Genomic DNA, 26,396 nt, shown 5'->3' with positions numbered 1-26,396 from the left:
GGCAGCCGGTCCTGCGGCACCGGGATGTCACTCACCCACTCCAGCAGGCCCTGGGCCCAGGAAACATCGAGCAGCCAGTCCACCAGCTGATCCTGCATGCGCGACCAGCTCGGGCCCAGGCCCAGCGGCAGGGGCAGCGGAAACAGCAGGCCCACCGGCCACAGCGGCAGCAGCACCAGGGCCCCCCGGCTGCGGCGCCAAAACCAGCGCTCCCGCGTGGCCTGCCAGCGGTCGATCAGGCGCAGGGCCTGCAGGGCGCCGCCCAGGGACGCGCCAACCACCGCGCCGGCCGTGTTGAGCAGCCAGTCCAGCAGCGACGGGAAGCGCCCGGGCAGGAACTGCTGGGTCACCTCCATCGTGTAGGACAGCAGCGAGGCACTGCCGGCCGCCAGGAGCCAGGCCAGCGGCCAGCGCAGGTGGCTGCGCACCCCGGCCAGGTAGACCAGCATGCCCAGCGGCGCATAGCCCAGGAGGTTGGCCACCATGTCGAAATGGTCTCGCCAGGGCGGCATGGGCAGCTGGACGATCTCCAGCCAGCCCAGGTGGCTGGGCCAGCTCCAGCCGCTGAAAGGAAAGAGGCTGGCGTAGACGATCAGCCCCGTGAACAACAGGGCCAGCGGGATCGCCGTGCTCAACTGGCCGCTGCCGCGCTGCGGCAGGGTCTCCCGTGCCGCTTCAGGGTGCGCCACGGCCAGGTTCCTCAGAAGGGCTTGACCACCACCAGGATGACGATGGCGGCGAACAGCAGCACCGAGGCTTCGTTGAACCAGCGGAACCAGCGGTGGTCATGGCGGTTGGCAAACTGCTCGAACTGGCGCAGGAACTTGCGGCAATGCACGTGGTAGCCGATCACACCCAGCACCAGCAGCAGCTTGGCGTGGATCCAGCCCTGGCCCTTGCCGATGCCGAAACCCAGCCACAGCCACAGGCCCAGCAGAATGGCCGGCACGGCCAGCAGGGTGGCGAAGCGGTAGAGCTTGTGGCCCATCAACAGCAGGCGCTCGCGCTCGGCATGGCTCTCCTGCGGCACCATGGCCAGGTTGACCAGGATGCGGGGCAGGTAGAACAGGCCGGCAAACCAGCTCGCCACGAAGATGATGTGGAAGGCCTTGACCCAGAGGTAGAGGTTGCTCATGCGGGGATTATGAGCCGCGCCCCGTGACGGAACCGAAACCAAAGCCCCAAAGAAAGAGCCCCGGTCGAGGACCGGGGCTGAAAAGCCTTGACGCTGTCATCACGTGAAGGCACCTGCTCAGGGAGGAAAAGCAGGGAGCCCGGCCCGGAGGCCCGACTCACTACAGATCGTAACACCCTGCCAGGGTCTGTACCATACAAAGCCGTCAGCAAAACATCACGAACGCGCGCGCCGCGCGTGCCCCGCGCGCCGAAGGATCACCGTGAACCTCCCTCTGTTTCCCGCCAACCGCCCGCGCCGCCTGCGTCGCGACGCCTTCAGCCGCGCCATGGTGCGCGAGCACCGTCTGAGCCCGGCCGACTTCATCCTGCCGGTCTTCGTGCACGACATCCCCGGCCGCGCGCCCATTCCCTCCATGCCGGGCGTGGAGCGCCTGTCCATCGACGAGCTGCTGAAGGTGGGCGAGCAGGCCCTGGAACTGGGCGTGCCGGCACTGGACATCTTCCCGGTGATCAACCCGGCCGCCAAGAGCCTGGACGCCGCCGAAGCCTTCAACCCCGAGGGCCTGGCCCAGCGGGCGGTGCGCGCACTCAAGGCCCGCCTGCCCGAGCTGGGCGTGATGACCGACGTGGCGCTGGACCCGTACACGGTGCATGGCCAGGACGGCATCATCGACGAGCACGGCTACGTGCAGAACGACATCACCAGCGAGATCCTGGTCAAGCAGTCGCTCTCGCATGCCGAAGCCGGCGTGGACATCGTCTCGCCCTCGGACATGATGGACGGCCGCGTCGGCGCGATCCGCAGCGCGCTGGAGGCCGCCGGCCACATCCACACCCGCATCATGGCCTACTCGGCCAAGTACGCCTCGGCCTTCTACGGCCCCTTCCGCGATGCGCTGGGCAGCGCCGGCAACCTGGGCAAGTCCGACAAGTTCAACTACCAGATGGACCCGGCCAACGGCGACGAGGCCCTGCGCGAGGTGGCGCTGGACATCGCCGAGGGCGCCGACATGGTCATGGTCAAGCCCGGCCTGCCCTACCTGGACGTGCTCTGGCGCGTGAAGCAGGAGTTCCGCCTGCCCACCTTCGCCTACCAGGTCAGCGGCGAGTACGCGATGATCAAGGCCGCCGCCCAGAACGGCTGGCTGGACCACGACAAGGTGATGATGGAGTCGCTGATCGCCTTCAAGCGCGCCGGGGCCGACGGCGTGCTCACCTACTTCGCCCTGGATGCCGCCCGCCTCCTGCGCCAGCACGGCTGACCTGCCGCCGATGCGGGTCTTCCACATCACGCCGGAGCGCTCGGACGCCCTGTCCGAGCCGCCGGAGGCCCTGCCGCCGACGGGCTATCTGTGGCTGAGCTTCAGCCGCCGGGCCTTCGAGGACGCCATCCCGATGCTGCAGCGCCAGCTGCAGCGCTGGGTGGGCGCGGGCCTGGTGGACCTGCACCTGAGCGACCTGCTCAACCCCCAGCTGCCCTCGCACTACGAGGACACCTCCTGGTACGACCTGCTGGTGTTCCGCCGGCTGGCCGCCGGCGGCGCCAACGGGCAGAACGGCAACCGGCCGACCCAGGCCGAGGACGAGGCCACGCCCCCGGTGCTGGGCCCGCTGCCGGCCACGGCCATCGACACCAGCCCGGTGGGCTTCGCGGTGTTCGACCGGGTGCTGGTGACGGTGCACCCGGAGGACTGCCTGGTGCGCGAATACTTCGCCCAGCGCCTGTCACAGCAGTCGCGCGAGACCGACCTGCGCGGCAGCGGCCGCCTGCCCACCAGCCCGGCCGAGCAGATGCTGCGCATGGTCAACCACATGGTGGACAGCTACCTGGAGCTGCGCCGGGTGCTGACCCGCCATTTCGCCGCCCTGCAGGCCGAGCTGCTGCGCCCGCGCAGCCGCTTCGCGGGCTGGCACATCATCCTGCAGTCGCGCGAGGCCCTGCACCGGCTGGAGGACACCAGCGAGGACCAGCGCAGCGCCATCCAGGAATGGATCGACGCGCTGGACGAGTGGCCGGCGGCCGAGAACGCGGCGGGGCAGCGCGAGCGCGAGCTGCTGCGGGTGCGCTCCAAGGACGTGCTGGAGCACATCGAGCGGGTGCTGACCCATGTGCGGCGGCTGGAGCAGGCCTCCGAGGCCGCGGTGCAGATGCACTTCTCGGCGGTCGGTCAGCGCACCAACGACATCATGCGCACGCTCACCGTGCTGACCGCCATCTTCCTGCCGCTGAACCTGATCACCGGCATCTTCGGCATGAACTTCGAAGGGCTGCCGCTGATCCACAAGCAGGACGGCTTCTGGATCGCGGTGGGCGTGATGGCCGCCACCGGCCTGGGGCTGGGCGGCCTGTTCTGGCGCAAGCGCTACCTGGGCACGCGGCAGTCACCGGACTGAAGCCGCCGGACTGAAGCGAAGTCAGGCGCCGCGGCGCTTGCGGTAGGGGTCCTTCAGGCCCAGGCCCAGCATGATCTCGGTCTCGTAGGCCTCCATGGCCTCGGCATCTTCCTCGCTGGTCTCGTGGTCCCAGCCCTGGGCGTGCAGGGTGCCGTGCACCAGCAGGTGGGCGTAGTGCTCGGCCACCGGGATGCGCAGCTCGCGCGCCTCTTTCGCCACCACTGGCGCGCACAGCACCAGGTCGGCCATCACCACCGGTTCCTGCGCATAGTCGAAGGTCAGCACATTGGTGGCGTAGTCCTTGCCGCGGTATTCGCGGTTGAGGGCCTGGCCCTCCTCGGCATCGACGATGCGCACCGTCATCTCGGCCGGCGCCGCCAGCGCATGGCGGATGCAGCGGATGACGGTGTGGCGCGGCAGCTGGTCGCGGTGGCGCGCATCGGCGAACTGCAGGGACAGGCTCAGCGTGGGCAGGGCAGCGGACATGGGCGGTTCAGGTCGAGAAGAAAAGGATCAGCGGCGCTCGGCCTTGCTCAGCTGTTCGCGCTGGGCCTGCTGGGCGTCGTAGGCCTCGACGATGCGGGCCACCAGCGGGTGGCGCACCACGTCGGCCGCGGTGAAGCGGGTCATCGCGATGCCCTTGACGTTCTTGAGCACCTGGGCCGCGTCCACCAGGCCGCTGGGCATGCCGCGCGGCAGGTCGATCTGGCTGATGTCGCCGGTGATCACCGCCTTGGCGCCGAAGCCGATGCGGGTGAGGAACATCTTCATCTGCTCCGGCGTGGTGTTCTGCGCCTCGTCCAGGATGACGAAGGCGTGGTTGAGCGTGCGCCCGCGCATGAAGGCCAGCGGGGCGATCTCCAGCGTGCCGCGCTCGAAGGCCTTGGTCACGCGGTCGAAGCCCATCAGGTCGTACAGCGCGTCGTAGAGTGGGCGCAGGTACGGGTCCACCTTCTGCGTCAGGTCGCCCGGCAGAAAGCCCAGGCGCTCGCCCGCCTCCACCGCCGGGCGGGTCAGGATGATGCGCTGCACCGTGCTGCGCTCCAGGGCGTCCACCGCGCAGGCCACCGCCAGAAAGGTCTTGCCGGTGCCGGCCGGGCCGATGCCGAAGCTGATGTCGTGCGACAGGATGTGCTGCAGGTACTGCAGCTGGTTGGGCGTGCGACCGGTCAGGTCGGCGCGCCGGGTGTGCAGCACGATGTCGCCCTCGGCCGCCGAAGGCGCGTGGGCCGGCAGGTCGCCCCGGCGCACGTCGTCCAGCGCCAGCTGGAAGGTCTCGGCGCTGATGGGCTTCTTGGCCCGTTCGTAGAGCGAGGTCAGCAGGCCCAGGGCCTTCTCGCTGTCGCGCTTGCTGCCCTCGATGCGGAAGGCGCCCTGGCGCCGGGTGATGGTCACCGGCAGCACCGCCTCCAGGAGGCGCAGATGCTCGTCCAGCGGGCCGCACAGGTGCGACAGGCGGGTGTTGTCCAGCGGGGAAAAGGTGTGTCGCAGCAGCATGGGCGCAATCAGGAGTCGGGCCGGGATTGTCCGGCAAACGATAATCCCCCGCCATGATCGGACGCCTCACAGGCATCGTGGCGGAAAAGGCCCCGCCCCAGGTGCTCATCGACGTCGGCGGCGTGGGCTACGAGGTCGACGTCCCGATGAGCACGTTTTTCAACCTGCCCGGGCTGGGCGAGAAGGTCACGCTGCTGACCCACTTCGTGGTGCGCGAGGACGCCCAACTGCTCTACGGCTTCCTCAGTGCCGAGGAGCGCCAGACCTTCCGCGAGCTGGTCAAGATCAGCGGCATCGGCCCGCGCACCGCGCTGTCGGTGCTCTCGGGCATGTCGGTGGCCGACCTGGCCGGCGCCGTCTCGCGCCAGGAAGGCGCGCGGCTGCAGAAGGTCCCGGGCATCGGCAAGAAGACGGCCGAGCGCCTGCTGCTGGAGTTGAAGGGCAAGCTGGGCCCGGACCTGGGCGCCCCCGCCGGTGCCAGCGTGGCCAGCGACGCCCAGGCCGACATCGTCCAGGCCCTGGTGGCCCTGGGCTACAGCGAGAAGGACGCCGGCCTGGCGCTCAAGAAGCTGCCGGCCGACGTCGGCGTGTCCGAAGGCATCAAGCTCGCGCTCAAGGCCCTGGGCTGAGCCCCGGGGAGGCCCCCCAGGCCGGGCCCGGGGAAGCCGGGCTCACTGGCCCTGCATGTGCATGTGGTCGTGCATGGGCATGGCGCCCGAAGCGCCGCCCATCGGCATGCCGGCAGGCGCGCCCAGCGCCCGCACGGGGGCCTTCACCTCCACCGTCTCGGTCTTGCCGTCCTTGTTCTTGACGGTCAGGGTCAGCGGCACGGTGTCACCGGCCTGCAGCGGCTGCTTCAGGTCCATCAGCATCACGTGGTAGCCACCGGGCTTGAGCTCCACGGCCTGGCCGGCCGGCAGCGCCAGCGCGTCGACCGCCCCCATCTTCATCACGCCGCCGTCCATCTTCATTTCGTGCACCTGCACCACGCCGGCCACCGGCGAGCTCACGCCCACCAGGCTGCCGCCCTGGGCAGAGGTGATGCGCATGAAGGCGCCGGTGCTCTTCTGCGTGGCCACGGTGCCGCGCACCCAGGGCTCGGCGACGGTGGTCTGTGCCAGGGCCAAGGTGGCAAAGCCCAGGCTCAGGGCGGCCACGGCGGTGGCCTTCATCCAGCGGGAGGTACGAACAGGGGTCATGGTCAGGTCCTCGGGTGAAAAAACGAACAGGGTCAAGCGACCCAGGCGTCGGCCGCTCGGCGGCGCTTGGGGTTGCGGTCGGTGCGGGTCATGCCGGCGGGCCATTCGACCTCGCGCAGCCGCGTGGGGCTGAAGCTCGCCACCTGGCGCTGCCGGTCGTCCAGCAGGTGCTGGCGGCGCAGGTGGCCCAGGATGCGCGAGACGGTCTCGGGCGCGGTGTCGATGATGGCGGCCATGTCCTTGAGCGTGGGCAATGGCCACACCGACACGTCGCCCTCCCGCCGCGAGGCCTCGGGCACCAGCAGCAGCAAGAGGTGCTTGAAGCGCTCCTGCGCGGTGCCGCTGCGCAGCCGCACCAGGTCCTCGACCCGGTGTTGCTGCTGGCGCAGGCCGTCGGCCAGCAGCGGCCAGCCGGCCAGCGACTCGGGCAGGGGCAGCGGCTGCAGCCGGCTCGCCACCAGGGCACGGGCCTGGTAGCGCGCGGGGACGCCGGTCAGCGCCGCCAACCCCACCAGGTCGCCCGGCAGCAGCAGCTGGATGAAGGTGCTTCCGGCGGATTCGGCGTCGGCCAGCCGGTCCAGGCGCAGGGCGCCCTCGGTCAGGCGCCACAGGCGCCGGTCGTCCTCGGGCGGGGCCAGCAGGCTGCCTGCGGCCAGGTCATGCGGCAGGCAGGCGCCCGGGCCGGGGGACGGCGTCCCCGCGGCGGTGATCAGGATGGGTTCCATGGTGAGCTTTCATCTGACGGATGGGGGCGCCCCCCAAGGGTGCGCCGCAGACGGCCGGGCCCAGGCCCGGACCCGGTCAGAGGAAAGCCGGTGGTGCGCGCGGCTGGGCCGAGGCCCAGGCGAAGAGCGGCGCCCGCGCCTGCCCGGCCAGTGCGGGCAGGCCATCGCGCAGGCCCTGCGGGGCCGGCATGTCCGGGGCGGCCGGTGGCAGCGCCGGGGCGGCGCCCAGGCCACACAGGGGGCAGTGCTGGAAGTGGTCCACGGCACCGGGCAGACTGGGGCCTGCCGGAGCCGCACCTGGCCCACGGGGGCCATCGGCCTGGGCCGAGCAGATGTCCGTCCAGGCCCCGCCCGTGGTGGCCAGGGCCACGGCATGCGAGATCGTCGGCGCGAACACCAGCCCGAAGATCGCCAGGAAGGCGACCCAGGACAGGCGACGGCAGCGATGGCGCAGCAGGCTCAGCATCGTGGCTTGATTCTAGTCATGCGGCTCCCCGGGGCACATTGCGCTTGGTCAGTCCCGGGGACGGCAGTGATAATGACTGTATGTCCATCCAGACCGACGACTTCGGCGCCTTCCCTCCTCCGCCGGCGCGCAGCGCCCGGGTGGTGACGGCCGACACCGCCACCCCGCAGGAGGAGGCCCTGGAGCGGGCCCTGCGGCCCAAGGCGATGGAGGAGTACGTCGGCCAGACCAAGGCCCGCGAACAGCTGGAGATCTTCATCGGCGCAGCCCGGAAGCGCAGCGAGGCGCTGGACCATGTGCTGCTGTTCGGCCCGCCCGGCCTGGGCAAGACCACGCTGTCGCACATCATCGCCGGCGAGCTGGGCGTGAACCTGCGCCAGACCAGCGGCCCCGTGCTCGAGAAACCCAAGGACCTGGCGGCCATCCTGACCAACCTCGAGAAGAACGACGTGCTCTTCATCGACGAGATCCACCGGCTCTCCCCGGTGGTCGAGGAAATCCTCTACCCGGCGCTGGAGGACTACCAGATCGACATCATGATCGGCGAAGGCCCGGCCGCCCGCTCGATCAAGCTGGACCTGCAGCCCTTCACGCTGGTGGGTGCCACCACCCGCGCCGGCATGCTCACCAACCCGCTGCGCGACCGCTTCGGCATCGTCGCCCGGCTGGAGTTCTACACCGCCGAGGAGCTGGCCCGCATCGTCACCCGCTCGGCCGGCCTGCTCAACGCGCCGATCGACCCCGAGGGCGCGATGGAGATCGCCCGCCGCAGCCGCGGCACGCCCCGCATCGCCAACCGCCTCTTGCGCCGGGTGCGTGACTACGCCGACGTGAAGGGCACCGGCCGCATCACCCGGGCCATGGCCGATGCCGCGCTGAAGATGCTGGACGTGGATCCGGTGGGTTTCGACCTGATGGACCGCAAGCTGCTGGAAGCGGTGGTGCACCGCTTCGATGGCGGCCCGGTGGGCCTGGACAACGTGGCCGCGGCCATCGGCGAGGAGCCCGACACCATCGAGGACGTGATCGAGCCCTACCTGATCCAGCAGGGCTTTCTGCAGCGCACCCCGCGCGGGCGGGTGGCCACGCTGCTGGCCTGGCGCCACCTGGGACTCACCCCGCCCGGCCGTGACGGCGAGCTCTTTCAGTCTTGACATAAGGCAAAACGTCACGCCGGGCCATTTCCGGCCGAACGCCGGCTCTTTTCCCGACTTCATCCCTCGGGGTTTTCACCGATAACACGGGCTTCCCCTCGGCAACGGTGCCGCGGGGTGCCTGCATTCGAGGGAGACATTCCATGAAGATGCCCACGTTCGCCCATGCCCAGTGGCGCGTCAGCACCAAGATCCTGCTGAGTGCCGGTCTGGCCTGTTCGATCCTTCTGGTCCTGCTGGGCGGCTTCTCGGCCCGGATGTGGACCCGCGAGCACGAGGACCAGGTGGCGGCCCTGCACCACGAGGCCGAGGCCCTGGCTCACACCATCGACGAGGTGGACGCCAGCGGCGCCGAGGCCGCCAAGAAGGCCTTCTCGCTGCTCAAGGAGAAGCTGCCACCGGAGCTGCTCACCACCGGTCAGGCCGACGGCAAGACCACGCTGATGATGGGCGGCATCCCGCTGGATGACGACTTCAGCGCGGTCGACGCCTTTGCCCAGTCCACCGGCGGCGTGGCCACCGTCTTCGTGCGCCAGGGCGAGGACTACCGGCGCCTGGTGACCAGCTTGAAAAAAGAGGACGGCAGCCGCGCCGTGGGCACGCTGCTGGACCGCAAGCACCCGGCCTGGGCCCGGCTCAACGCCGGCCAGTCCTTCTCCGGCCGGGCGGTGCTGTTCGGCCGCACCTACATGACCCTCTACGAACCGGTGGTGCAGGCCGGCAAGGTGATCGGCTCGCTGTTCATCGGCTCGGAGATGACGGTGCAGCAGAAGATGCTGGGCGAGGCCTTCCAGCGCGCCGGCCGCGGCGAGAGCCGGGCCTATGCCCTGGACCTGCGCGAAGGCCCGACGCTGGGCACCGTGTTCGGCCTGGCCTCAAGCGGAGCGCGACTGGCCGCCGACGCCCCGGTGGTGAGCGCCATCCGCAACGCGGTGAACGCGGGGCAGACCGCCGGCGACCTGCCCGGCTGGACCGAGGCCACCGGCCTGGGCCCGATCGGGGAGCGGCACCACCTGGCCTGGGTCTGGCAACCCAAGTGGCAGTGGGCCGTGGTCACCGAGATCCCCGAGACCGCGATGATGGCCGGCACCCGCAGCGACCTGATCACACTGTGGTGCGTGCTGGGCGGCGGCATGGCCCTGGCCGCCCTGGCCATGGGCTGGGCGGCCCGCCACTTCATCAGCCGCCCCCTGGCCGCCCTGCAAACCGACCTGGGCCGGCTGGCCGAGGGCGACTTCAGCCAGGCCGTGCATGAAGGCCGCCAGGACGAGGTGGGCCAGCTGGCCCACAGCCTGGAAACCGTGCGCCACCGGGTGGCGGCGCGCCTGCACGACGTGCGGCAGGCCAGCGATGCCATTGCCACCGCCAGCCGAGAGATCGCCAGCGGCAACGGCGACCTGTCCCAGCGCACCGAGACCACCGCCGCCCATCTGCAGCGCACAGCCTCGACGATGGAACAGATCACCGAGACCGTGCGCCACAGTGCGGCCAATGCGGCCCAGGCCAGCCAGCTGGCCCAGGCCGCCAGCGCCGTGGCCCAGCAGGGCGGCGGCGTGGTCGAGAACGTGGTGGCGACGATGCGCGACATCCACCAGGCCAGCCAGAAGATGGCCGACATCATCGGCGTGATCGACGGCATCGCCTTCCAGACCAACATCCTGGCCCTGAACGCCGCGGTGGAAGCCGCCCGGGCCGGCGAGCAGGGCCGCGGCTTTGCCGTGNNTGCCGGCGAGGTGCGCACCCTGGCCCAGCGCAGCGGCGGGGCGGCCCGCGAAGATCAGGGGCTGATCGACGCCAGCGTGCAGCGGGTCGNAAGGGGCAATGCCCTGGCCGGCGTGGCCGGTCGGACCATGCAGGGCGTGGTCGATTCGATCCGCCGCGTCAACGACATCGTCGGCGAGATCAGCGAAGCCAGCCAGCAGCAGAGCGTGGGCGTGAGCGACGCCGGCCAGGCCATGCGGGAGATGGACCAGGCCACGCAGCAGAACGCGGCCCTGGTGGAGCAGACGGCCGCGGCGGCCGACAGCCTGCAAAGCCAGGCCGAACAGCTGCAGCAGGCGGTCTCGGTCTTCCGCCTGGGCCGCTGAGCGCGCAGGCCCCGCCGGGGGCCCGCACGCCGCGGCGATCAGGGACGCTCGCCGCGGGCCAGCCGGGCCTGGATGTCGTCCAGCACCGGCAGGAGATCGGCCACGCTGTCCACCACCACATGCGCGCCTTCGGAAAGCAACTGGGCCCGGGCCTTTTCGCGCAGGGCCTGCTGCTCTGAGGCCGGCAGCGCCTCCCATTCCGCGCGGGACAGGCCCACCGCATTGCCGCTGACAGCCACGCCCACGGTCCAGCAGCCGGCGTTGCGCCCCTCGGCCAGGCCGACGCCGGTGTCGTCCACCTTGACCACGGTGTGCGGCGGCCACACGCCCAGGTCGGCAAAGCAGCGGTACATCATCAGCGGCGTGGGCCGGCCGGCGGCCAGGTCGCCGGCGCAGACCAGGTTGTCCGGCGTGTAGCCGGCGGCACTGGCCAGACGGGTGACCACCTCCATGATGGGCCGGTTGTAGCCGGTGGTGGAGCCGATCTTCAGGCCCCGGGCCCGCAGGGCGGCCACCGTCTCCAGGGCGCCGGGGATGATGTCGGCGAAGTCCGGGATGACGGCCGCGTTCATCGGCGTGAAGACCTCATAGAGCCGGTCCACGTCGGCGTCGGTCAACGGCCGGCCGTAGCGGGCCTGCCACTGGGCGGCCACCGAGGGCAGATCGCCCAGGGCGCGGATGTGGTCCCACTTGGCCATGCCCATGGGGCCGCGCGCCTCGGCAATGCTCAGCGTGATGCCGAACTGATCGAACAGGCGCACGAAGGCGCCCATGGGAGCACGGGAGCCGAAATCGAGGATGGTGCCGGCCCAGTCGAAGACCACGGCGGTCAGGGTGTTGGCAGGGGTGTGCATGGTGTGTTCCTGGTGGGTTCTTCAAGGAGCGTGGGCGTCCCGCGCCAGTGCCAACACCGGCCAGCCGCGCTGGCGTGCCTCGTGGGCCAGACGCGGGTCCGGGTCCACCGCCACCGGGTGGCCCACGGCCAGCAGCAGCGGCAGGTCGTTGATCGAGTCGCTGTAGAACCAGGCCCGGCCCAGGGCCTGCCCGGCCTCGTCAGGCGCCAGGCCCTGGCCGGCCAGCCAGGCCTGCAGCCGGGCGACCTTGCCCTCGCGCATGTTGGGGGTGCCGCAGAGTTCGCCGGTGAAGCGGCCCGCGCCGTCCACCGCCAGCTCGGTGGCCAGCAGCTCGGCAAAACCCAGCTCGCCCGCGCTGGGCGCGGCCAGCACCCGGTTGGTCGCGCTGGTCAGCAGCAGGCGGTGGCCCTGCGCCCGGTGCTGCTGCACCAGGGCCTGGGCCGAAGCCGGGATGCGCGGGCGCAGCACCTCGTCCAGGAAGTCCTGCAGCAGCGGCGCCCAGTCGGCCAGTGCACGGCCGGCCAGCGTGCCCGCGTAGAAGCGGCAGAAAGCCTCCACCCCCACGGTGCCGACGCGGTAGCCGGCGGCCAGGGCCGCGTTGCGCTCGGCGAAGTCCGACCCCAGCAGGCCGCGGGCCACCAGGAAGTCGCACCACAGCGTGTCGCTGTCCCCCGTCAGCAGGGTGTGGTCCAGGTCGAACAGGGCCAAGGTGTCGCCCATGCCTTCAGTCCGCCCGCGACAGGCCCATGCCGGCCAGGGTGTGGGCCACCGCGTCCACGGCCTGCTGCATCTCCTTAGGGCCGATGGCGCCGATGCAGCCGACGCGGAAGGTCTCGACCTCGGTCAGCTTGCCCGGGTAGAGCATGAAGCCGTGGGCCTTGGCCCCGGCGTAGAAGGCCGCAAAGCCGTAGCGCGGGTCCTTCGGCGCATGGAAGGTGACGATGATGGGCGACAGGTGCTCGGGCGCCAGGAAGGTGTCGAAGCCCAGGGCCGCCATGCCGGCCATCAGGGTGTCGAAGTTGGCGGTGTAGCGGGCCAGGCGGGCCGGCTGGCCGCCCTCTTCCTCGTACTGGTCCAGCGCGCAGGCCAGCGCGGCCACCACATGGGTGGGCGGGGTGAAGCGCCACTGGCCGGTGCGTTCCATGTAGTGGTGCTGGTCGTGCAGGTCCATGGCCAGCGAGTGGCTGCGGCCGGCGCAGCCGTCCAGGATGGCCCGGCGCAGGAACACGAAGCCCATGCCGGGCACGCCTTCCAGGCACTTGCCGCTGGCGGCCACCAGGGCGTCGAAGCGCACCGCACGGGCATCGATGGGCAGGGCGGCGAAGGAGCTCATCGCATCGACGATCAGCCCGCAGCCGGCGGCCTCGCACACGGCGGCCACCTCGGCCAGCGGGTTGACCACGCCGGTGCCGGTCTCGCAGTGGATCAGGCCGACGTGGGTGATGCTGGGGTCTTCGGCCAGGCGCTGGGCCAGCGCGGCCGGGTCCACCGGCCCGTCCTCGGCAAAGGACAGCACGGTGGTGCGCCGGCCCATCAGGGTGGCCAGCTTGGCCATGCGCTTGCAATAGGCGCCGTTGTCCAGCACCAGCAGGTGACCGTCGCGCGGCACCACGGTGGCCACCGCCGCCTCCACGCTGAAGGTGCCGCTGCCCTGCAGGGGCACGACGACATGGCTGTCGCTGCCGTGCAGGATGTCCAGCAGGCCGCGGCGCACCCGGGCGGTCAGGGCGTTGAAGTCGGCGTCCCAGGAGCCCCAGTCCTTGAGCATGGCCAGCTTGGTGCGCAGGCTGGTGGTCAGCGGGCCGGGGGTGAGCAGGATGTTGTCGCGGTCCATGGTGAGCGGCGGATGCGGAAGAGACAAGAGGGAGCGCGGCGTCAGCGCGCCGGCTGGCGCCAAGCCTGGGTGCGGCGCTGGGCCCAGGCGCCCAGCGCCAGGTAGAGCCCGTTGACGGTGAGGGAGGTGGCCATGATCAGCACCGCCATCGCGGCGGCCGGGCCGATCTCGCCGGCCTCGTCCAGGTTCAGGATGGCCACCGAGGCCAGCTTGGTGTCCGGCGTGTAGAGGAAGACCACGGCCGAGATCGTCGTCATCGCGTTGACGAAGAAGTAGCGCGAGACGTCGATGAGCGCGGGCAGGCAGATGGGCAGCGTGACCCGGCGCAGCGTGGTGGTGAAGGGCACCTTCAGCGAGGCCGAGACGGCTTCGAACTCCGGGTCCAGCGCCTTCAGTGCGGTCACCAGCGTCAGGTGGCCGGTGGTGTAGAAGTGCACCACGGTGCACAGCACCAGCAGCGCGCCGGTCTGATAGAGGCCATGCAGCGGGTTGGTCGGCGCGTTGAAGAAGAAGATGGAACCCAGGCCCAGCACCAGCCCGGGCACGGCCATGGGCAGCATGGCCATCAGGCGCAGCAGGGGGCGCAACGCGGCCCAGCCGCGGGTCTTCTCCAGCAGGTAGGCACCCAGGAAGACCACCACCGGCCCGATCAGCGCGGTGGCCGTGGCCAGCTTCAGGCTGTTGAGGAGCGCGTCGCCCAGCTCGGCGTCCACCAGGCCCATGGTGTAGTGGTCCAGGCTGAGCGTGAGGTTGTAGGGCCAGAAAGCCACGAAGGAGGCGAAGACCGCCATGCCGGCCATGGCCAGCATCAAGAGGGCGATGAGGCTGCAGTAGGCGGTCATCAGCAGATCGAAGCCGGCCGAGCGGCGCGGCACCAGCGGCACCGCGCGGGCGCCGACCTGGGCGGTCTGGCGGCGCTGCACCCAGTGGTCCACGCCGAAGGTCAGCAGGGCCGGGGCCAGCAGCAGCAGGGCCACCACCGCGCCACGCTGGAAGTCCTGCTGGCCGATGACCAGCTTGAACACATCGGTGGCCAGCACATTGAAGTCGCCCCCCACCACCTTGGGCACGCCGAAGTCGGTGATGACCAGGGTGAAGGTGACCAGCGCGGCCGAGATGAGGCCGTACTTGGCCCCCGGCAGCGTGACGGTGAAGAAGACCCGCCAGCGCGAGGTGCCCAGGGCGGCGGCGGCCTCGTACAGGCGCGCGTCGGCCAGGGCCAGCGCGGTGACCAGGATCATCAGCGTGTGCGGGAAGACGGCGAAGCACTCGGCCAGCACGATGCCGGGCGCGCCGTAGATGCCGTCGAAGCCCAGGGCCAGCCAGAGGTCCTTGGCCAGGCCCTGGTTGCCGAACCAGTAGATCAGGGAGATGGCCGACAGCAGCGAGGGCGCCAGCAGTGGCACCAGGCTGAGCGTGCGGAACAGGCCCTTGGCCGGCATGGCGCTGCGGGTGAGCGCATAGGCGAAGGTGAAGGCCAGGGGCAGCACGATCAGCGTGACCAGCACCGACACCCAGAGGCTGTGCCACAGGCTGTCCAGCAGGGCCGGCGAAGCCAGGTAGGCCATGAAGTGCTGCCAGGCACCCTGGCGCTGGCCGTCCACCACGCCGGGCTCGAAAGCCTGGCCCAGCAGGGCCAGCAGCGGCCCCACCAGGCCCACGCCCAGCAGGGCGGCCAGGGCCAGCAGGCCGGCACGGGCCAGCCAGTCCGTCCAGTGCAGGCGCAGGGCCGGGGCGGCGGCCGGCACCACGGCGCCCGCCTCGGCAGACAGGGAACGTGCGCTCATGCGGCCGCCGGGAAGACGCGCAGGCGGTCGCTGCGCAGGGCAAAGCGCAGCGTGCCGCCCTCGCGCACCTGGTACTCGTCCATCTGGTTGAGCGAGAACTGCAGTTGCAGCGGCGTGGGCAGGCCGGGCAGGTCCACCTCGGCCAGGCAGTTGCCACCCAGGAATTCCACCTGGCGCACCCGGCCTTCGCAGGCCTCGGGGTGGTCGGCCACCAAGCCGTCGAGCACCCGGTCCTCGGGCCGCAGGTAGAGCCAGACCGAGGCGCCGCTGCGGAACTCGGCCCCCTGCCCCGGCGGGCACTGCCAGCGGAAGTCGCCGCTGCGAAACCAGCGCTCGCCTTCGGCGATGGCTGGCAGGCGGTTGACCTTGCCGACGAAGTCCGCCACGAAGGCCGAGGCGGGCTCGCGGTAGATCTGCATCGGGGTGCCGACCTGCTCGATGCGGCCCTGGTTCATCACCACGATGCGGTCGGCCACCGAGAGCGCCTCCTCCTGGTCGTGCGTGACCATGATGGTGGTCACGCCCAGGCGGCGCTGCAGCGCGCGCAATTCCTCGCGCAGGCGCACCCGCACGATGGCGTCCAGCGCGGACAGCGGCTCGTCCAGCAGCAGCAGGCCCGGCGAGGTGGCCAGGGCACGGGCCAGGGCCACCCGCTGCTGCTGGCCGCCGGACATCTGGGCCGGGAACTTGGCCCCGCTGCCGGGCAGGCCCACCAGCGCCAGCAGCTCCGCCACGCGGGCATCGATGCGCTCGCGCGGCTGGCGCCGGTTGACCAGACCGTAGGCCACGTTGTCGGCCACGCTCAGGTTGGGGAACAGGGCATAGGACTGGAAGACGATGCCGTAGTCACGCTGGGCCGGCGGCAGGCGGGAGATGTCCCGCCCGTCCTGCACCAGCGTGCCGCCGCTGTGGGCCTCCAGCCCCGCCACGATGCGCAGCAAGGTGGTCTTGCCGCAGCCCGACGGCCCGAGAAAGCAGACGAACTCGCCCCGCTGGATGGACAGGTCGATGTCCTCCAGCGCGGTGAAGCCGCCAAAGCGCTTGCGAACCCCCTGCAGGGTCAGGTAGGCCGGGGACTGCGTCATGGATGCCCCCTCGGAATTACTTCTTCTTCTCGCTCTTGCCGTCGTAGCGCTGGGTCCACTCGGCCAGCACGCGGGCGCGGTTGGCGGCGGACTCGGCGAAGTCCAGCTTCACCAGGCGCTGCTCATAGTCGTCCGGGATGCCCTTGAGCTTGGGCGCCACGCCCGGCTGCGCGGTGATGGCGAAGTTCTTGCCATACAGATACATGGCGTCCTTGCTCGAGGCCCAGTCGGCCAGCTTCTTGGCCGCGGCCAGGTGCTTGGTGCCCTTGTGGATGGCGAAGGCCTCCAGGTCCCAGCCCAGGCCTTCCTTCGGGAAGATCAGCTCGATGGGGGCGCCCTTGGCCTTGTTGCTGTAGCCGCGGTACTCGAAGGAGATGCCGGCCACGTACTCGCCCGAGGCGGCCATGTTGCAGGGCTTGGAGCCCGAGTGGGTGTACTGGGCGATGTTCTCGTGCAGCGCGTCCATGTACTTCCAGCCGCCGCCCTTGCCGTTGTCGTCGCCCCAGAGCTTGAGCCAGGCGTTGACGTCGAAGTAGCCGGTGCCCGAGGAGGCCGGGTTGGGCATCACGATCTGGCCCTTGTAGATGGGCTTGGTCAGGTCCTTCCAGCTGGTGGGCGCCGGGATGCCGCGCTTCTTGGCCTCGACCGTGTTGAAGCAGATGGTGGCACCGAAGACATCCATGCCGAACCAGGCCGGCGGCGTCTTCTTGTCACGGTACTGCGACATGATGGCGTCGAGGTTGAGCGGGGCGTAGGGCTCCAGCATGCCGTTGATGTCCAGCAGGGCCAGGCTGGAGGCGGCCACGCCCCAGACCACGTCGGCCTGCGGGTTGGCCTTCTCGGCCAGCAGCTTGGCGGTGATCACGCCGGTGGAGTCGCGCACCCACTTGATCTCGATGTCGGGGTTGGCTTCGTTGAAGGCGGTCTGATAGGCCTTGAGCTGATCGGTTTCCAGCGCGGTGTAGACGGTCAGCGTGGTCTTCTCGGCCTGCGCGCCGACGGAGAGCGCCGCGCCCATCAGGCCGGCCAGGATCGACTTCCAGAATTTCATCGCAATCTCCAGGATGTGGGTGACCACCGTCTTGTGGCCGGCAGACATGACAGGCGCGTGACATCGCCTGAGCAAGTTCGGGACCAATTCATTCTGGAGATGGTTGATTGCAGATTGTTGACAATCTGTCATCGAGGCTCGTCTACACTTCGAGCACCATGAGCGCGAAACCCCCCGCCCCCCCCACCATCGCACAGCTTCAGTGCAACTCGCTGGCCAACCTGGTGCAGGCCGCGATCGAGCGCAAGATCCTCGAAGGCACGCTGCAGGCCGGCGACAAGCTGACCGAGGCTGCGCTGGCCGACGAGCTGGGCGTGTCGCGCGGCCCGGTGCGCGAGGCCTTTCGCATGCTCGAGGAAGCCGGCCTGGTCCGCACCGAGAAGAACCGCGGCGTCTTCGTGCGAGAGATCCCGGTCGAAGAGGCGCTGGAGATCTTCGAGGTGCGGGCCCTGATGGACGCCCATGTGGGCCGCAAGCTGGCGCAGACGCTGGCGGTGGCACAGGTGCGCGAGCTGCGCCGCAGCGTGGAGACCATGGAGGCTGCCGCCAAGGCCCATGACGCGCCGGCCTTCCACGACGCCAACCTGGCCTTCCACGATCTGATGCTGACCCTGGCCGGCAACGCCAAGCTCACCGCCGTCTACCGCAAGCTGACCAAGGAGCTGATGCTGTTCCGGCGCCAGAACCTCACGCCCGAGAGCATGGCCGTCTACGCCAAGGAGCACCGGCAGATCGTCAAGGCCATCGCCGCGGGCGATGTGGAGGCCGCCGGCCGCGCCATGTTCGACCATGTGATGGCCAGCCGTGAGCGCACCCGCATCAAGCACGGCCTGCCGGCCGAAGGCGGCGAGGCCCCGCTGCCTGCAGTCTCCGCCACCCCCACCCGACCGTCCCGCCCCCGCAGCGCCGCCCGCCGCGGCGCCTGAACCCGGAACACTGCCCCATGGCCCTCAGCCTTGCCGACATCGAATGGCTGCTGCTGCACAAGGGCGATGCCCAGTACAGCGGCGAGCCCGTGACCCAGCGTGAACACGCCCTGCAATCGGCCTGGCTGGCCGAACAGGACGGCGCGGACGACGAGCTCATCACCGCGGCCCTGCTGCACGACCTGGGCCACCTGCTCAACGACCAGGGCGAGACCCCGACCCTGCGCGGCATCGACGACCTGCACCAGTTCGTGGCCCTGCCCTTTCTGCGCGGGGTGTTCGCCGACCGGGTGCTGGACGCGATCTCGCTGCACGTGGACGCCAAGCGCTGCCTGTGCGCCACCCGACCGGGCTACCTGGAAGCCCTGTCGGCCGACTCGCAGCGCAGCCTGGCACTGCAGGGCGGCGTGTTCGACGCGGCGCAGGCCCAGGCCTTCCAGGCCCGGCCCCACGCCGAGGACGCGCTGCGCCTGCGCCTGTGGGACGACCTGGCCAAGCAGCCCGCCCTCGAGACACCCTCCCTGGCCCATTACCTGGCCATCGCGCGCCGCTGCAGCCTGACCCCATGAGCCTCGACATCAGCGGCGGGGTGCTGCTGGCCGTGCTGCTGGGCGCGGCCCTGCACGCCAGCTGGAATGCCCTGATCAAGTCCTCCGAGGACAAGGCCTTGGACACCGCCCTGATCCACGGCCTGGGCACGGTGACGGCCCTGCCCCTGCTGGCCGTGTTCGGCCCGCCGCCAGCCGCCGCCTGGCCCTATGTGCTGGGCTCCACGCTGATCCACATCGGCTACTACACCTCGCTGGCCGGGGCCTACCGGCATGGCGACCTGGGCCTGACCTACCCGCTGATGCGCGGCAGCGCACCGCTGCTGGTGGCGCTGGCCAGCCATGCCGTGATCGGCGAGGGCCTGTCGCCGCTGGCCTGGCTGGGGGTGTTCGCGCTGTGCGCGGGGGTGCTGACCCTGGGCCTGTCGCGCAGTGCCCTGCGCGGCCGGGGCGACGAGGCCCGCCGGCGCACCGCGCTGCGCTACGCCCTGACCAATGCGCTGTTCATCGCCGCCTACACGCTGGTGGACGGCATCGGGGTGCGGGTGAGCGGCAACGCGCCGGCCTATGTCTCGGCCCTCTTCCTCTTCGACGGCCTGCCCTACCTGGGCCTGGTGCTGTGGCAGCGCCGCGCCGACCTGGCCCCGGTGCGGGCCTATGCGGCCCGGCGCTGGCCGGTGGCGCTGCTGGGCACCACCGCCTCGCTGGGCAGCTACGGCATCGCGCTGTGGGCCATGACCCACGCGCCGGTGGCCATGGTGGCGGCGCTGCGCGAAACCTCCGTGCTGTTCGCCGCCTTGCTGGGCACCTGGCTGCTGCGCGAGCCCTTCGGCTGGCAGCGGGCCATGGGCACCGGGGTCATCGTCGGCGGGGTCGTGCTGCTGCGCCTGGGCTGAAGGGCCCGGACTGAAGCGCCTGGGCCACTCAGGCCGCGTGACCCACGCGGTCGGCCGACTCGTCCCGGGCCTCGTCGTCCAGGTGGTGCACATCGCCCCAGCCCACCAGGGTGAAGCCTTCGCCGGTCCACAGCAGGCGGTTCACGCCGGTGTTGGGCAGTTCCCAGGTGCGGGGCGCATTCAACGCGATGCGCGAGGCGGCGCGGTACAGGCAGTCCAGCACGCCGCCATGGGCCACCAGCACCAGGGTCTGGCCGGCATGGGCCCGGGCCAGCCGGGTGGCACTGGCCACCACGCGGTCGAAGAACTGCTGCAGGGTCTCGCCGCCCTCCGGGCCGAAATCGGGCTCGCGTCGGCGCCAGCGCTCGCTCTGCGCGGGCCAGCCGGCCTCGACCTCCTGGTAGGTGTGGCCCTGCCAGATGCCGAAGTGGCGCTCGCGCAGACCCGCGTCCAGCTGCAGCGGCAGGCCGGTGGCGGCGGCCACCGCCTCGGCCGTCTGGCGGGCACGCGAGAGATCGCTGCTGACCAGCACCTGCGGGGCGTCGTGCTGCAGGGCCTGGCCCACGCGGCGGGCCTGCTCCTGGCCACGGGCGTTCAGCGGCACGTCCATCTGCCCCTGCAGCCGGGTGCCGACGTTCCATTCGGTCTCGCCGTGGCGGATGGCGATCAGGCGGGTGGGTTCGGTCATGCTCATCGCTCAGACTCCCCAGACGATGGGCTCGTCGGCCGCCTGGCAGGTGCGCAGCATCTGGACCAGGGGCCAGACGCGCTGGCGCAGCGAGACGGCCTCGGCCGGCCGGTGGGCCTCGCCCTGCTCTTCATCGGAGGGGGCCTGCTGGCGCGCGGCCTCGTCGGCGGCCACCGCTGCGCTCAGCCGCTCGATGGCCTGGGCCATGTCGGCGACCTCGATGATGCCCTTGGACGCGGGTTCACGGCCCAGCAGCGCCAGCACGCGGTCGCCGGTGGGGGTGAGCATGATCAGGTCGGCAGCGGCCTGGCTGCGGAATTTGTACATGGCGGACAGTCCTGGCTGGCGCGCGCCCGCAAGACCGGGCGGCTCAACCGCGATTGTGCCCACCCCGCCGGCCTGGCGCCGCTCAGCGTCCGCCCGTGCCGGTCAGCGCCGCCACCTGGCGCGCTTGGCGGGCCAGCACCCGCTCGCAGGCCCGCGGGTCCAGCGCGGCCGAACCCAGCAGGCCCTGCCAGCCCTGGCAACCCAGGGTGTCGGTGACGAAGACCCGCTGGGCCTCGTGCTCGACCCCTTCGGCCAGCACCTGCAGGCCCATGGCCCGGGCCACCTGGGTCAGACCGCGCACCAGCTCGGCCTCGGCCCCATGGTCGGGCACGGCCCGCAGCAGGCGCCGGTCGATCTTGACCGCGGTGAAGGGCACGCGCCGCAGCCAACCCAGGGCGCAGTCGGCCAGGCCCCAGTCGTCCAGCACCAGACGCACGCCCAGCCGGTGCAGGGCGTCGAGGTTGCTCAGGGCCGCCTCGGGGTCGCGGCGCAGGGCGGTCTCGGTGACATCCAGCTCGAGCTGGCGCGCCGGCCAGCCGGCATGGGCCAGCACCGCGGCCACGCGCCGGGCATAGGCCGGCTCGGCCAGGGTCTCGCCACTGACGTTGACCGTGAGCGCCTGCTGCCAGCCCTTGCGCGCCCAGGCCACGGCGTGTTGAACGGCCTGCTCCAGCGCCCAGTCGTCCAGGGCCCGCATCAGGCCGGCCCGCTCGGCCAGGGGCATGAAGCGCGGCGGCAGCATCAGACCTTCCTGCGGGTCCTGCCAACGCAGCAGGGCCTCCATGGCCTGGATTTCCCCGCTGGCGCTGGCAAAGCGCGCCTGGAACTGCAGGCGAAAGGCCGTGCTGGACAGGCCTTCGCGCACCGCCTGCTCCAGACGCTGCTGACGCCGCCCCTCGTGCACCTGTTCCGTGCTGCCGCGGTGCAGCTCCCAGCCAGCCACGCCGGCGCCACGGGCGCGCTGCAAGGCCTTCTCGGCATGCTGCAGCAACTCCTCGCCGCACCAGCCGGCCTGCGGATAGACCGCCCCCCCCACATGGACCTTGAGGCCGGCCGTGGCCAGCAGCGCCGGCCCCGGCCGGGTGGCCAGTTGCACCAGCCGGCGGGCCAGGGCCTCGGCGGCGGATTCCCCCGCCGGACGCAGCAGCACCGCGAAGCGCGAGGCCCCCAGGCGACCGACCTGGGCCGGCTCGCGCACCGTGGCGCGCAAGGCCTCCACCAGTTCGTCCATGCCGCGCGCCCGCGCCGAGCCATCGGTGGCGAACAGGGCATGGCGGTCGAATTCGACCACCAGCACGGCCAGCGGCTGGCCATCGTCCCGGGCCTGCAGCACCGCCTCGTCCAGCTCTTCGAGGAAGCGGTGCCGGTTGGGCCAGCCGGTGACACCGTCCAGGCCACTGGCGCCCGCGGACACCGCGGCCAGGGCGCGGCTGCGCGCCAGCTCCCGGAAAGAATAGACCCGGCCAATCGGCCGACCCTGGCTCCACTGCGGCTGGGTGTAGCGCTCCAGCAGGCGGCCGTTGAGCAGGGCCACCGTGTCGGTGCCGCTGACCAGCAGCTGGGCATTGATTTCATCCACCCGCTGCTGGTAGGCCTCGGGCTGCAGCACCGAGCGGCGCATCCAGTCCAGCACCGCGGCATCGGCCGGCTCGGCCAGGGCGGCCTCGGGCAGGTCCCACAGCTGGGCGAAACGCCGGTTGAAGGCACGGATGCGGCCGGCCGTGTCCAGCACCAGGATGCCGTCGGCAGTGGATTCCAGCGTGGCGCGCAACTCGGCCAGCAGGGTTTCGCGCTCGGCGGCGGCGCGCGCCTCCCGGCTACGGTCCTGCACCGTCACCAGGTAGGCCCGCGCGGGCACGCCCAGCGGCACGATGCGGCGATGCACCTGGGCCAGGCCGTCCGGGCGCGGCACCTCGGTGTCCGAGGCCAGCTGGCCCGGGTGTCCGGCACGCAGTTCGGACCAGAACACCTGGTCCTCCAGGCCCGGCAGCAGGGCTTCGGCCGGCTGGCCCAGGCATTGCGCGGGGCCGAGACCCAGCCAGGCCAGGGCCGGCCGGTTCACCAGGCGAACCGTCCAGTCGCTGGCGTCGACCAGCCAGGCCGGGCCCTCCAGGCCCTCCAGCCACTGGTCGGCACCGAGCAGCAGCCCGGGGGCCGCCAGCAGACCGGGCTCGCGCGGGATCACACCAGGGCCGGCGCGTCCGCAGGGGCGGTCACCGGTTCCACGTCGAAGAAATAGGCTACCCTCAGGCGCGGGGCCAGGCAGTCCGCCGCGGCGGCCGGGAGCTGGTCGGCCCGCAGGCTGCGGCGGATGCCCAGATCCGGCGTCTGCTCCAGGTCCAGGTGCAGCGCGCGGCTGCTGGAGCGGCTGGGGTCGTAGACCTGCACCCGCGGCTTCAGGGGCCGCGCGGCATTGATGGACATGACGGTGGCGTAGCGGTCATCGCTGAGTTGCACCACCGAGCCCGGCGGGTAGATGCCCATCAGGCGGATGAAGCCGCTCAGGATGGTCACGTCGAACTTGTTGCGCGACTGGGCGAACATGCGCGAGAGCGCCTCGTGCGGCGTCAGCGACTGCGAGGGCATGGCCGCGTTGCAGAGGTTGTCGTAGAGGTTGACCATGGACACCACCCGCGCCAGCACCGACTGGCTCTCCAGCTTGGAGGCGCGCGGAAAGCCGGTGCCGTCGGCGAATTCGTGGTGCTGCGCCAGCACCAGCAGGGCGGCGGGCTTCAGGCCCATGCGCTGGCCCTGGACGATGCCCTGGGCCACGTGGTCGCGGTACAGGGCGTGCTCGGCGGTGCTGAAGTCGTCGCGCGGCAGGCGCACGCGCTCGGGCAGCGCCAGCTTGCCGATGTCGTGCAGCAGGGCGCCGGTGCCCAGGTCCAGCAGATCGGGCTCGGCCATCTGCAGCGAACGCGCCAGCAGCAGCGAGACCACGGTGACGTTCATGGCATGGGCGGTGGCCCGGTCGCTCAGCGGCTCGCCCAGCAGGCGCACGCACAGGTCGCCCTCCACCAGCATCTTGTCCAGCATGGCACGCGAGAGCTGTTCGGCGGCCTCCCGGGCCTGTTGCGGCTCGGCGCCCAGGCGATCGGTGATCTTGCGCAGATCGCGGCAGGCCTCCATGTACTGGCGCTCGCAGACGCGCAGGGAGGACTGCTGATGCTCGATCCAGGCGGCCTCGGCCCGGCGGGCAACCTCGGCCGGATCAACCGGCCGCTCCACCGCCGTGACCGGCTCGGGCGCCGCATTGCCGGGCAGTACTGCCACCGGTTCGGGGTCGCTGCGCTCAGGGCTCCAGCGCAGCTGCTTCAGACCCAAACCGCGGATCACCTCGATCTGCTCGATCGAACTGATCTTGAAGCTCGACAGCGGGAAGGGATGGGACATCCAGCCCACATCCAGGTGGACAAACATGCCCACCCGCAAATCCTCGACCGCCACCATCGCCGTTGCTGACATTTCTGTGCCTCCCAGGAAGTCGCGCCTCGGTGGCGACCTCGTCAGGATCTGTTTCGGCCATTCGGCGGGGAAACTTGAGCCAGTCCACCCGACGCCATTCAGGCCCATGCGGGCCGGGGCACAGCGTACTCCCTAAAATGACGAAATGAGTTCTCCCGCACCGCTTCACTACACGCGCGGCGCCGCCCTGCCGGCCCTGCTGCGCCAACGCATCGTCATCATCGACGGGGCGATGGGCACCATGATCCAGCGCTACAAGCTGCAGGAGGCCGATTTCCGCAATGCCGCCCTGAAGGATCACCCCAAGGACCTCAAGGGCAACAACGACCTGCTGGTGCTGACCCGCCCGGACGTGATCCGCGAGATCCACGAGCAGTACCTGGCCGCCGGCGCGGACATCATCGAGACCAACACCTTCGGCGCCACCTCGGTGGCCCAGGCCGACTACGACCTGGCCCCGCTGGCCCGGGAGATGAATCTGGCGGCCGCCCGCGTCGCCCGCGAGGCCGCCGACCAGTTCAGCACTCCGGAGCAGCCGCGTTTCGTGGCCGGTGCCCTGGGCCCCACCCCGCGCACCGCCAGCATCAGCCCGGACGTGAACGACCCGGGGGCGCGCAACATCAGCTTCGACGAGCTGCGCGACGCCTATGCCGAACAGGCCCAGGCCCTGCTGGACGGCGGGGTGGACCTGTTCCTGGTGGAGACCATCTTCGACACCCTCAACGCCAAGGCGGCCATCTTCGCCCTGGACGAGGTGATGGAGCGCAGCGGCGAGCGCCTGCCGGTGATCATCTCCGGCACGGTCACCGATGCGTCGGGCCGCATCCTCTCGGGGCAGACGGTGGCGGCCTTCTGGCATTCGGTGCGCCACGCCAGGCCCATCGCCGTGGGCCTGAACTGCGCACTGGGTGCCGCGCTGATGCGGCCTTACATCGAGGAGCTGGGGCGCATTGCCCCGGATACCTGCATCAGCTGCTACCCCAATGCCGGCCTGCCCAACCCGATGAGCGAGACGGGTTTTGACGAAACCCCGGAGATCACCGGCGGGCTGATGGCCGATTTCGCGAAGGCCGGCTTCCTGAACATCGTCGGAGGCTGCTGCGGCACGACGCCCGACCACATCGCCGCCATCGCGCAGAAGGTGCGGCCCTACCGGCCGCGCCACCCTCAGGATCCGCTGTTCGGCCAGCTGCTGGCCGGCTGAGTGCCCCGCTCGGCGGCGGCCTCGGCCTGTCCCCGCTGGACCGAGCCGCCGATCACGCACTGCAACTGCCGGCCCAGCTCGTCGATCTCGTCCTGCATGGCCCGCATCAGCTGCTGGTAGAGCCGCTGCTGGCGGTTGGCCTCGCGCAGACGCTCGGCCAGCCGCTCACCGATGCTGGCCAGCAGCCGGGCCGCCACGACCGGCTCGTCGTCCATCATCCGCCGCAGGTCGCGCCGCGTCAGGCTGGCGCAGATGACGGTGGACTGGGCCACGCAGGTGGCCACCCGCGGGGCGCCGTCGAGCAGGGCCATCTCGCCGATCAGCCCGCCCTCCCCCAGCACGGTGACCACCACCGGCTGTTCCCGGCTCATCATCGAGGTCTCCACGCTCACGTCGCCATGCAGCACCAGCAGCATGTGGGCGTTCTCGCCCTGCTCGCCTTCCTGCAGCAACACATCCCCGTCCTCGAAGCGGCAGGGCCGCATGTAGGAGACGATGCAGCGCGCATCGGACTTGCGCAGGTCGGACAGCACCGAAGGCCGGCACAACAGCTCGGCCGCCTGGATCATCCAGGGTTCATCGGCGGACAGGAATTGGAAGGCCATGGGCAACGAAACACAGTTGGCCGCAGCGTACGGGAAGTCGCCGCGGAATGCCATCACCTCTCTGGAAGAAGCATCCCGCTCCCTTAACTGACACAGTCCGTGTGACATCTTGAACAGGCGGCAGCGCAATCCCCACGTTTGAGGATGGCGCCCGGCGCCCATCCCGTCATAGCGCACGGACGAACACAGCGCCGACGCTGCCGGTAGAATCCTGCGCCATCCGCCAAGGAGCGTTGCAGCGCGAGCGTGAGACCCACGGCTTCGCGTCAGGCTTGGTGAAGAATTCAACGACGCTCACCCCTGTGCCGTGGGTGAGTTGCGTCTGCCGCTGCCCCCGCCAGGGTGTTGTCCGCGCCTTTCTTCTGCCGCCGCCACCATGCCTGTCGAACTCCTCGCTCCCCCGCCCATGCGCCTGTCCCGTCTCGAGCCGGTCTCCATCGACGCGCAGAGCCTGTTCGTCAACATCG

At 70.8% G+C, this 26,396-nt stretch carries 27 protein-coding genes and 1 riboswitch; of the genes, 9 read left to right on the top strand and 18 right to left on the bottom strand.

Translation table 11 applies throughout. The features are described 5' to 3' along the window. Together I73_RS10995 and I73_RS10990 are read right to left on the bottom strand one after the other, a co-directional pair. A partial coding sequence (locus I73_RS10995; RefSeq protein ID WP_022980654.1) for a VanZ family protein occupies positions 1-689 on the bottom strand: 689 nt, incomplete at its 3' end. A gap of 11 nt (positions 690-700) precedes the next feature. Beyond that, positions 701-1,135, bottom strand: a complete 435-nt coding sequence (locus I73_RS10990) for a CopD family protein (protein WP_022980653.1) — start codon at positions 1,133-1,135, stop codon at positions 701-703. A 328-nt stretch (positions 1,136-1,463) separates the two neighbouring features. On the opposite strand from I73_RS10990, the gene hemB reads away from it, so the two are divergent. After that, positions 1,464-2,399, top strand: a complete 936-nt coding sequence (gene hemB, locus I73_RS10985; RefSeq protein ID WP_051049170.1) for a porphobilinogen synthase — start codon at positions 1,464-1,466, stop codon at positions 2,397-2,399. A 10-nt stretch (positions 2,400-2,409) separates the two neighbouring features. Next, positions 2,410-3,531, top strand: a complete 1,122-nt coding sequence (locus I73_RS10980; protein ID WP_026096595.1) for a magnesium transporter CorA family protein — start codon at positions 2,410-2,412, stop codon at positions 3,529-3,531. 21 nt (positions 3,532-3,552) lie between these two features. Here the strand turns inward: I73_RS10980 and ybeY are convergent, their stop codons facing one another. Both ybeY and I73_RS10970 read right to left on the bottom strand, forming a co-directional pair. Beyond that, complete coding sequence (ybeY, locus tag I73_RS10975) at positions 3,553-4,017, bottom strand: rRNA maturation RNase YbeY (protein ID WP_022980650.1); 465 nt, start codon at positions 4,015-4,017, stop codon at positions 3,553-3,555. Between the two features lie 27 nt (positions 4,018-4,044). After that, positions 4,045-5,028 carry a PhoH family protein gene (locus tag I73_RS10970; protein ID WP_022980649.1) on the bottom strand — a complete coding sequence of 328 codons (984 nt, stop codon included), beginning with the start codon at positions 5,026-5,028 and terminating at the stop codon, positions 4,045-4,047. Between the two features lie 53 nt (positions 5,029-5,081). Here I73_RS10970 and ruvA point away from each other — a divergent pair, with 53 nt between their 5' ends. Then, a complete protein-coding gene (gene ruvA, locus I73_RS10965) occupies positions 5,082-5,657 on the top strand; it encodes a Holliday junction branch migration protein RuvA (RefSeq protein ID WP_022980648.1) in 576 nt (191 codons plus the stop codon). A 42-nt stretch (positions 5,658-5,699) separates the two neighbouring features. Here ruvA and I73_RS27380 read toward each other — a convergent pair whose 3' ends face one another. The 3 genes from I73_RS27380 to I73_RS10950 all read right to left on the bottom strand — a co-directional run bounded on the left by I73_RS27380 (position 5,700) and on the right by I73_RS10950 (position 7,418). Next, complete coding sequence (locus I73_RS27380) at positions 5,700-6,227, bottom strand: copper chaperone PCu(A)C (RefSeq protein WP_234409478.1); 528 nt, start codon at positions 6,225-6,227, stop codon at positions 5,700-5,702. Between the two features lie 32 nt (positions 6,228-6,259). Continuing rightward, on the bottom strand, positions 6,260-6,952 hold the full coding sequence (locus I73_RS10955) for a Crp/Fnr family transcriptional regulator (RefSeq protein WP_022980646.1): 693 nt from the start codon (positions 6,950-6,952) through the stop codon (positions 6,260-6,262). Positions 6,953-7,028: 76 nt separating this feature from the next. Then, positions 7,029-7,418 (bottom strand): DUF2946 domain-containing protein, encoded by a 390-nt coding sequence (locus I73_RS10950; RefSeq protein WP_022980645.1) that lies wholly within the window; start codon positions 7,416-7,418, stop codon positions 7,029-7,031. A gap of 80 nt (positions 7,419-7,498) precedes the next feature. Here I73_RS10950 and ruvB point away from each other — a divergent pair, with 80 nt between their 5' ends. Continuing rightward, the gene (gene ruvB / locus I73_RS10945) at positions 7,499-8,572 is read left to right on the top strand and encodes a Holliday junction branch migration DNA helicase RuvB (protein WP_022980644.1); all 1,074 of its coding nucleotides are present in this window, start codon (positions 7,499-7,501) and stop codon (positions 8,570-8,572) included. A 143-nt stretch (positions 8,573-8,715) separates the two neighbouring features. Next, a complete protein-coding gene (locus tag I73_RS34590) occupies positions 8,716-10,659 on the top strand; it encodes a methyl-accepting chemotaxis protein (protein WP_022980643.1) in 1,944 nt (647 codons plus the stop codon). Positions 10,660-10,697: 38 nt separating this feature from the next. Here I73_RS34590 and phnX read toward each other — a convergent pair whose 3' ends face one another. Genes phnX through I73_RS10910 form a run of 6 tightly spaced genes read right to left on the bottom strand, consistent with a single transcriptional unit; the run spans position 10,698 to position 17,270 of the window. Beyond that, a complete protein-coding gene (gene phnX / locus I73_RS10935) occupies positions 10,698-11,513 on the bottom strand; it encodes a phosphonoacetaldehyde hydrolase (protein ID WP_022980642.1) in 816 nt (271 codons plus the stop codon). 21 nt (positions 11,514-11,534) lie between these two features. Then, a complete protein-coding gene (locus I73_RS10930; RefSeq protein WP_022980641.1) occupies positions 11,535-12,233 on the bottom strand; it encodes an HAD family phosphatase in 699 nt (232 codons plus the stop codon). A 4-nt stretch (positions 12,234-12,237) separates the two neighbouring features. Next, positions 12,238-13,347, bottom strand: coding sequence for a 2-aminoethylphosphonate--pyruvate transaminase (locus I73_RS10925; protein ID WP_022980640.1), 1,110 nt, complete (start codon positions 13,345-13,347; stop codon positions 12,238-12,240). Between the two features lie 41 nt (positions 13,348-13,388). Next, positions 13,389-15,134, bottom strand: coding sequence for a putative 2-aminoethylphosphonate ABC transporter permease subunit (locus I73_RS10920; protein ID WP_022980639.1), 1,746 nt, complete (start codon positions 15,132-15,134; stop codon positions 13,389-13,391). Then, entirely contained in the window at positions 15,131-16,219 is a 1,089-nt protein-coding gene (locus I73_RS10915) for a putative 2-aminoethylphosphonate ABC transporter ATP-binding protein (protein ID WP_022980638.1), read from the bottom strand. The genes I73_RS10920 and I73_RS10915 overlap by 4 nt, the downstream gene beginning before the upstream one ends. 16 nt (positions 16,220-16,235) lie before the next feature. Continuing rightward, positions 16,236-17,270, bottom strand: coding sequence for a putative 2-aminoethylphosphonate ABC transporter substrate-binding protein (locus I73_RS10910; RefSeq protein WP_026096592.1), 1,035 nt, complete (start codon positions 17,268-17,270; stop codon positions 16,236-16,238). 158 nt (positions 17,271-17,428) lie between these two features. Between I73_RS10910 and I73_RS10905 the strand changes: the two genes are divergently transcribed. From I73_RS10905 to I73_RS10895, 3 genes are read left to right on the top strand one after another with little or no spacing between them, the layout of a single operon-like run. Next, positions 17,429-18,196 (top strand): phosphonate utilization associated transcriptional regulator, encoded by a 768-nt coding sequence (locus I73_RS10905; protein WP_022980636.1) that lies wholly within the window; start codon positions 17,429-17,431, stop codon positions 18,194-18,196. Between the two features lie 17 nt (positions 18,197-18,213). After that, positions 18,214-18,765: a phosphonate degradation HD-domain oxygenase gene (locus I73_RS10900; protein WP_022980635.1), complete on the top strand. Its 552-nt coding sequence runs from the start codon at positions 18,214-18,216 to the stop codon at positions 18,763-18,765. Beyond that, entirely contained in the window at positions 18,762-19,640 is an 879-nt protein-coding gene (locus I73_RS10895) for a DMT family transporter (RefSeq protein WP_022980634.1), read from the top strand. The genes I73_RS10900 and I73_RS10895 overlap by 4 nt, the downstream gene beginning before the upstream one ends. Positions 19,641-19,668: 28 nt before the next feature. Here the strand turns inward: I73_RS10895 and I73_RS10890 are convergent, their stop codons facing one another. The 4 genes from I73_RS10890 to I73_RS10875 form a co-directional block, all read right to left on the bottom strand. Next, positions 19,669-20,328 (bottom strand): histidine phosphatase family protein, encoded by a 660-nt coding sequence (locus I73_RS10890; RefSeq protein ID WP_026096590.1) that lies wholly within the window; start codon positions 20,326-20,328, stop codon positions 19,669-19,671. A 9-nt stretch (positions 20,329-20,337) separates the two neighbouring features. Further along, positions 20,338-20,655 carry a DUF1840 domain-containing protein gene (locus I73_RS10885; RefSeq protein ID WP_022980632.1) on the bottom strand — a complete coding sequence of 106 codons (318 nt, stop codon included), beginning with the start codon at positions 20,653-20,655 and terminating at the stop codon, positions 20,338-20,340. An 82-nt stretch (positions 20,656-20,737) separates the two neighbouring features. Next, positions 20,738-22,840 carry a GGDEF domain-containing phosphodiesterase gene (locus I73_RS10880; RefSeq protein WP_022980631.1) on the bottom strand — a complete coding sequence of 701 codons (2,103 nt, stop codon included), beginning with the start codon at positions 22,838-22,840 and terminating at the stop codon, positions 20,738-20,740. Then, a complete protein-coding gene (locus tag I73_RS10875) occupies positions 22,837-24,120 on the bottom strand; it encodes an HD-GYP domain-containing protein (protein ID WP_026096588.1) in 1,284 nt (427 codons plus the stop codon). The genes I73_RS10880 and I73_RS10875 overlap by 4 nt, the downstream gene beginning before the upstream one ends. 145 nt (positions 24,121-24,265) lie before the next feature. Here I73_RS10875 and I73_RS10870 point away from each other — a divergent pair, with 145 nt between their 5' ends. After that, entirely contained in the window at positions 24,266-25,324 is a 1,059-nt protein-coding gene (locus tag I73_RS10870) for a homocysteine S-methyltransferase family protein (protein WP_022980629.1), read from the top strand. Here the strand turns inward: I73_RS10870 and I73_RS27375 are convergent. After that, positions 25,288-25,929 (bottom strand): cyclic nucleotide-binding domain-containing protein, encoded by a 642-nt coding sequence (locus tag I73_RS27375; RefSeq protein ID WP_022980628.1) that lies wholly within the window; start codon positions 25,927-25,929, stop codon positions 25,288-25,290. The two genes, I73_RS10870 and I73_RS27375, sit on opposite strands and share 37 nt — an antisense overlap. A 219-nt stretch (positions 25,930-26,148) precedes the next feature. Beyond that, a riboswitch (S-adenosyl-L-homocysteine riboswitch) is annotated at positions 26,149-26,232 on the top strand. Positions 26,233-26,396: the final 164 nt, after the last annotated feature.

The sequence above is a fragment of the Ideonella sp. B508-1 genome, assembly GCF_000333615.1.
Taxonomy (GTDB): Bacteria; Pseudomonadota; Gammaproteobacteria; order Burkholderiales; family Burkholderiaceae_C; genus Ideonella.
The sequence above is the reverse complement of the archived record's forward strand: the minus strand, read 5'-3'. Positions and strand labels throughout refer to the sequence as shown.

Bases quoted from the DNA above. Each gene is read 5' to 3' on its own strand.
- I73_RS10990 (WP_022980653.1), bottom strand. From the start codon at position 1,135: ATGAGCAACCTCTACCTCTGGGTCAAGGCCTTCCACATCATCTTCGTG.
- hemB (WP_051049170.1), top strand. From the start codon at position 1,464: ATGGTGCGCGAGCACCGTCTGAGCCCGGCCGACTTCATCCTGCCGGTC.
- I73_RS10980 (WP_026096595.1), top strand. From the start codon at position 2,410: ATGCGGGTCTTCCACATCACGCCGGAGCGCTCGGACGCCCTGTCCGAG.
- ybeY (WP_022980650.1), bottom strand. From the start codon at position 4,017: ATGTCCGCTGCCCTGCCCACGCTGAGCCTGTCCCTGCAGTTCGCCGAT.
- I73_RS10970 (WP_022980649.1), bottom strand. From the start codon at position 5,028: ATGCTGCTGCGACACACCTTTTCCCCGCTGGACAACACCCGCCTGTCG.
- ruvA (WP_022980648.1), top strand. From the start codon at position 5,082: ATGATCGGACGCCTCACAGGCATCGTGGCGGAAAAGGCCCCGCCCCAG.
- I73_RS27380 (WP_234409478.1), bottom strand. From the start codon at position 6,227: ATGACCCCTGTTCGTACCTCCCGCTGGATGAAGGCCACCGCCGTGGCC.
- I73_RS10955 (WP_022980646.1), bottom strand. From the start codon at position 6,952: ATGGAACCCATCCTGATCACCGCCGCGGGGACGCCGTCCCCCGGCCCG.
- I73_RS10950 (WP_022980645.1), bottom strand. From the start codon at position 7,418: ATGCTGAGCCTGCTGCGCCATCGCTGCCGTCGCCTGTCCTGGGTCGCC.
- ruvB (WP_022980644.1), top strand. From the start codon at position 7,499: ATGTCCATCCAGACCGACGACTTCGGCGCCTTCCCTCCTCCGCCGGCG.
- phnX (WP_022980642.1), bottom strand. From the start codon at position 11,513: ATGCACACCCCTGCCAACACCCTGACCGCCGTGGTCTTCGACTGGGCC.
- I73_RS10930 (WP_022980641.1), bottom strand. From the start codon at position 12,233: ATGGGCGACACCTTGGCCCTGTTCGACCTGGACCACACCCTGCTGACG.
- I73_RS10925 (WP_022980640.1), bottom strand. From the start codon at position 13,347: ATGGACCGCGACAACATCCTGCTCACCCCCGGCCCGCTGACCACCAGC.
- I73_RS10920 (WP_022980639.1), bottom strand. From the start codon at position 15,134: ATGAGCGCACGTTCCCTGTCTGCCGAGGCGGGCGCCGTGGTGCCGGCC.
- I73_RS10915 (WP_022980638.1), bottom strand. From the start codon at position 16,219: ATGACGCAGTCCCCGGCCTACCTGACCCTGCAGGGGGTTCGCAAGCGC.
- I73_RS10910 (WP_026096592.1), bottom strand. From the start codon at position 17,270: ATGAAATTCTGGAAGTCGATCCTGGCCGGCCTGATGGGCGCGGCGCTC.
- I73_RS10905 (WP_022980636.1), top strand. From the start codon at position 17,429: ATGAGCGCGAAACCCCCCGCCCCCCCCACCATCGCACAGCTTCAGTGC.
- I73_RS10900 (WP_022980635.1), top strand. From the start codon at position 18,214: ATGGCCCTCAGCCTTGCCGACATCGAATGGCTGCTGCTGCACAAGGGC.
- I73_RS10895 (WP_022980634.1), top strand. From the start codon at position 18,762: ATGAGCCTCGACATCAGCGGCGGGGTGCTGCTGGCCGTGCTGCTGGGC.
- I73_RS10890 (WP_026096590.1), bottom strand. From the start codon at position 20,328: ATGACCGAACCCACCCGCCTGATCGCCATCCGCCACGGCGAGACCGAA.
- I73_RS10885 (WP_022980632.1), bottom strand. From the start codon at position 20,655: ATGTACAAATTCCGCAGCCAGGCCGCTGCCGACCTGATCATGCTCACC.
- I73_RS10875 (WP_026096588.1), bottom strand. From the start codon at position 24,120: ATGTCAGCAACGGCGATGGTGGCGGTCGAGGATTTGCGGGTGGGCATG.
- I73_RS10870 (WP_022980629.1), top strand. From the start codon at position 24,266: ATGAGTTCTCCCGCACCGCTTCACTACACGCGCGGCGCCGCCCTGCCG.
- I73_RS27375 (WP_022980628.1), bottom strand. From the start codon at position 25,929: ATGGCCTTCCAATTCCTGTCCGCCGATGAACCCTGGATGATCCAGGCG.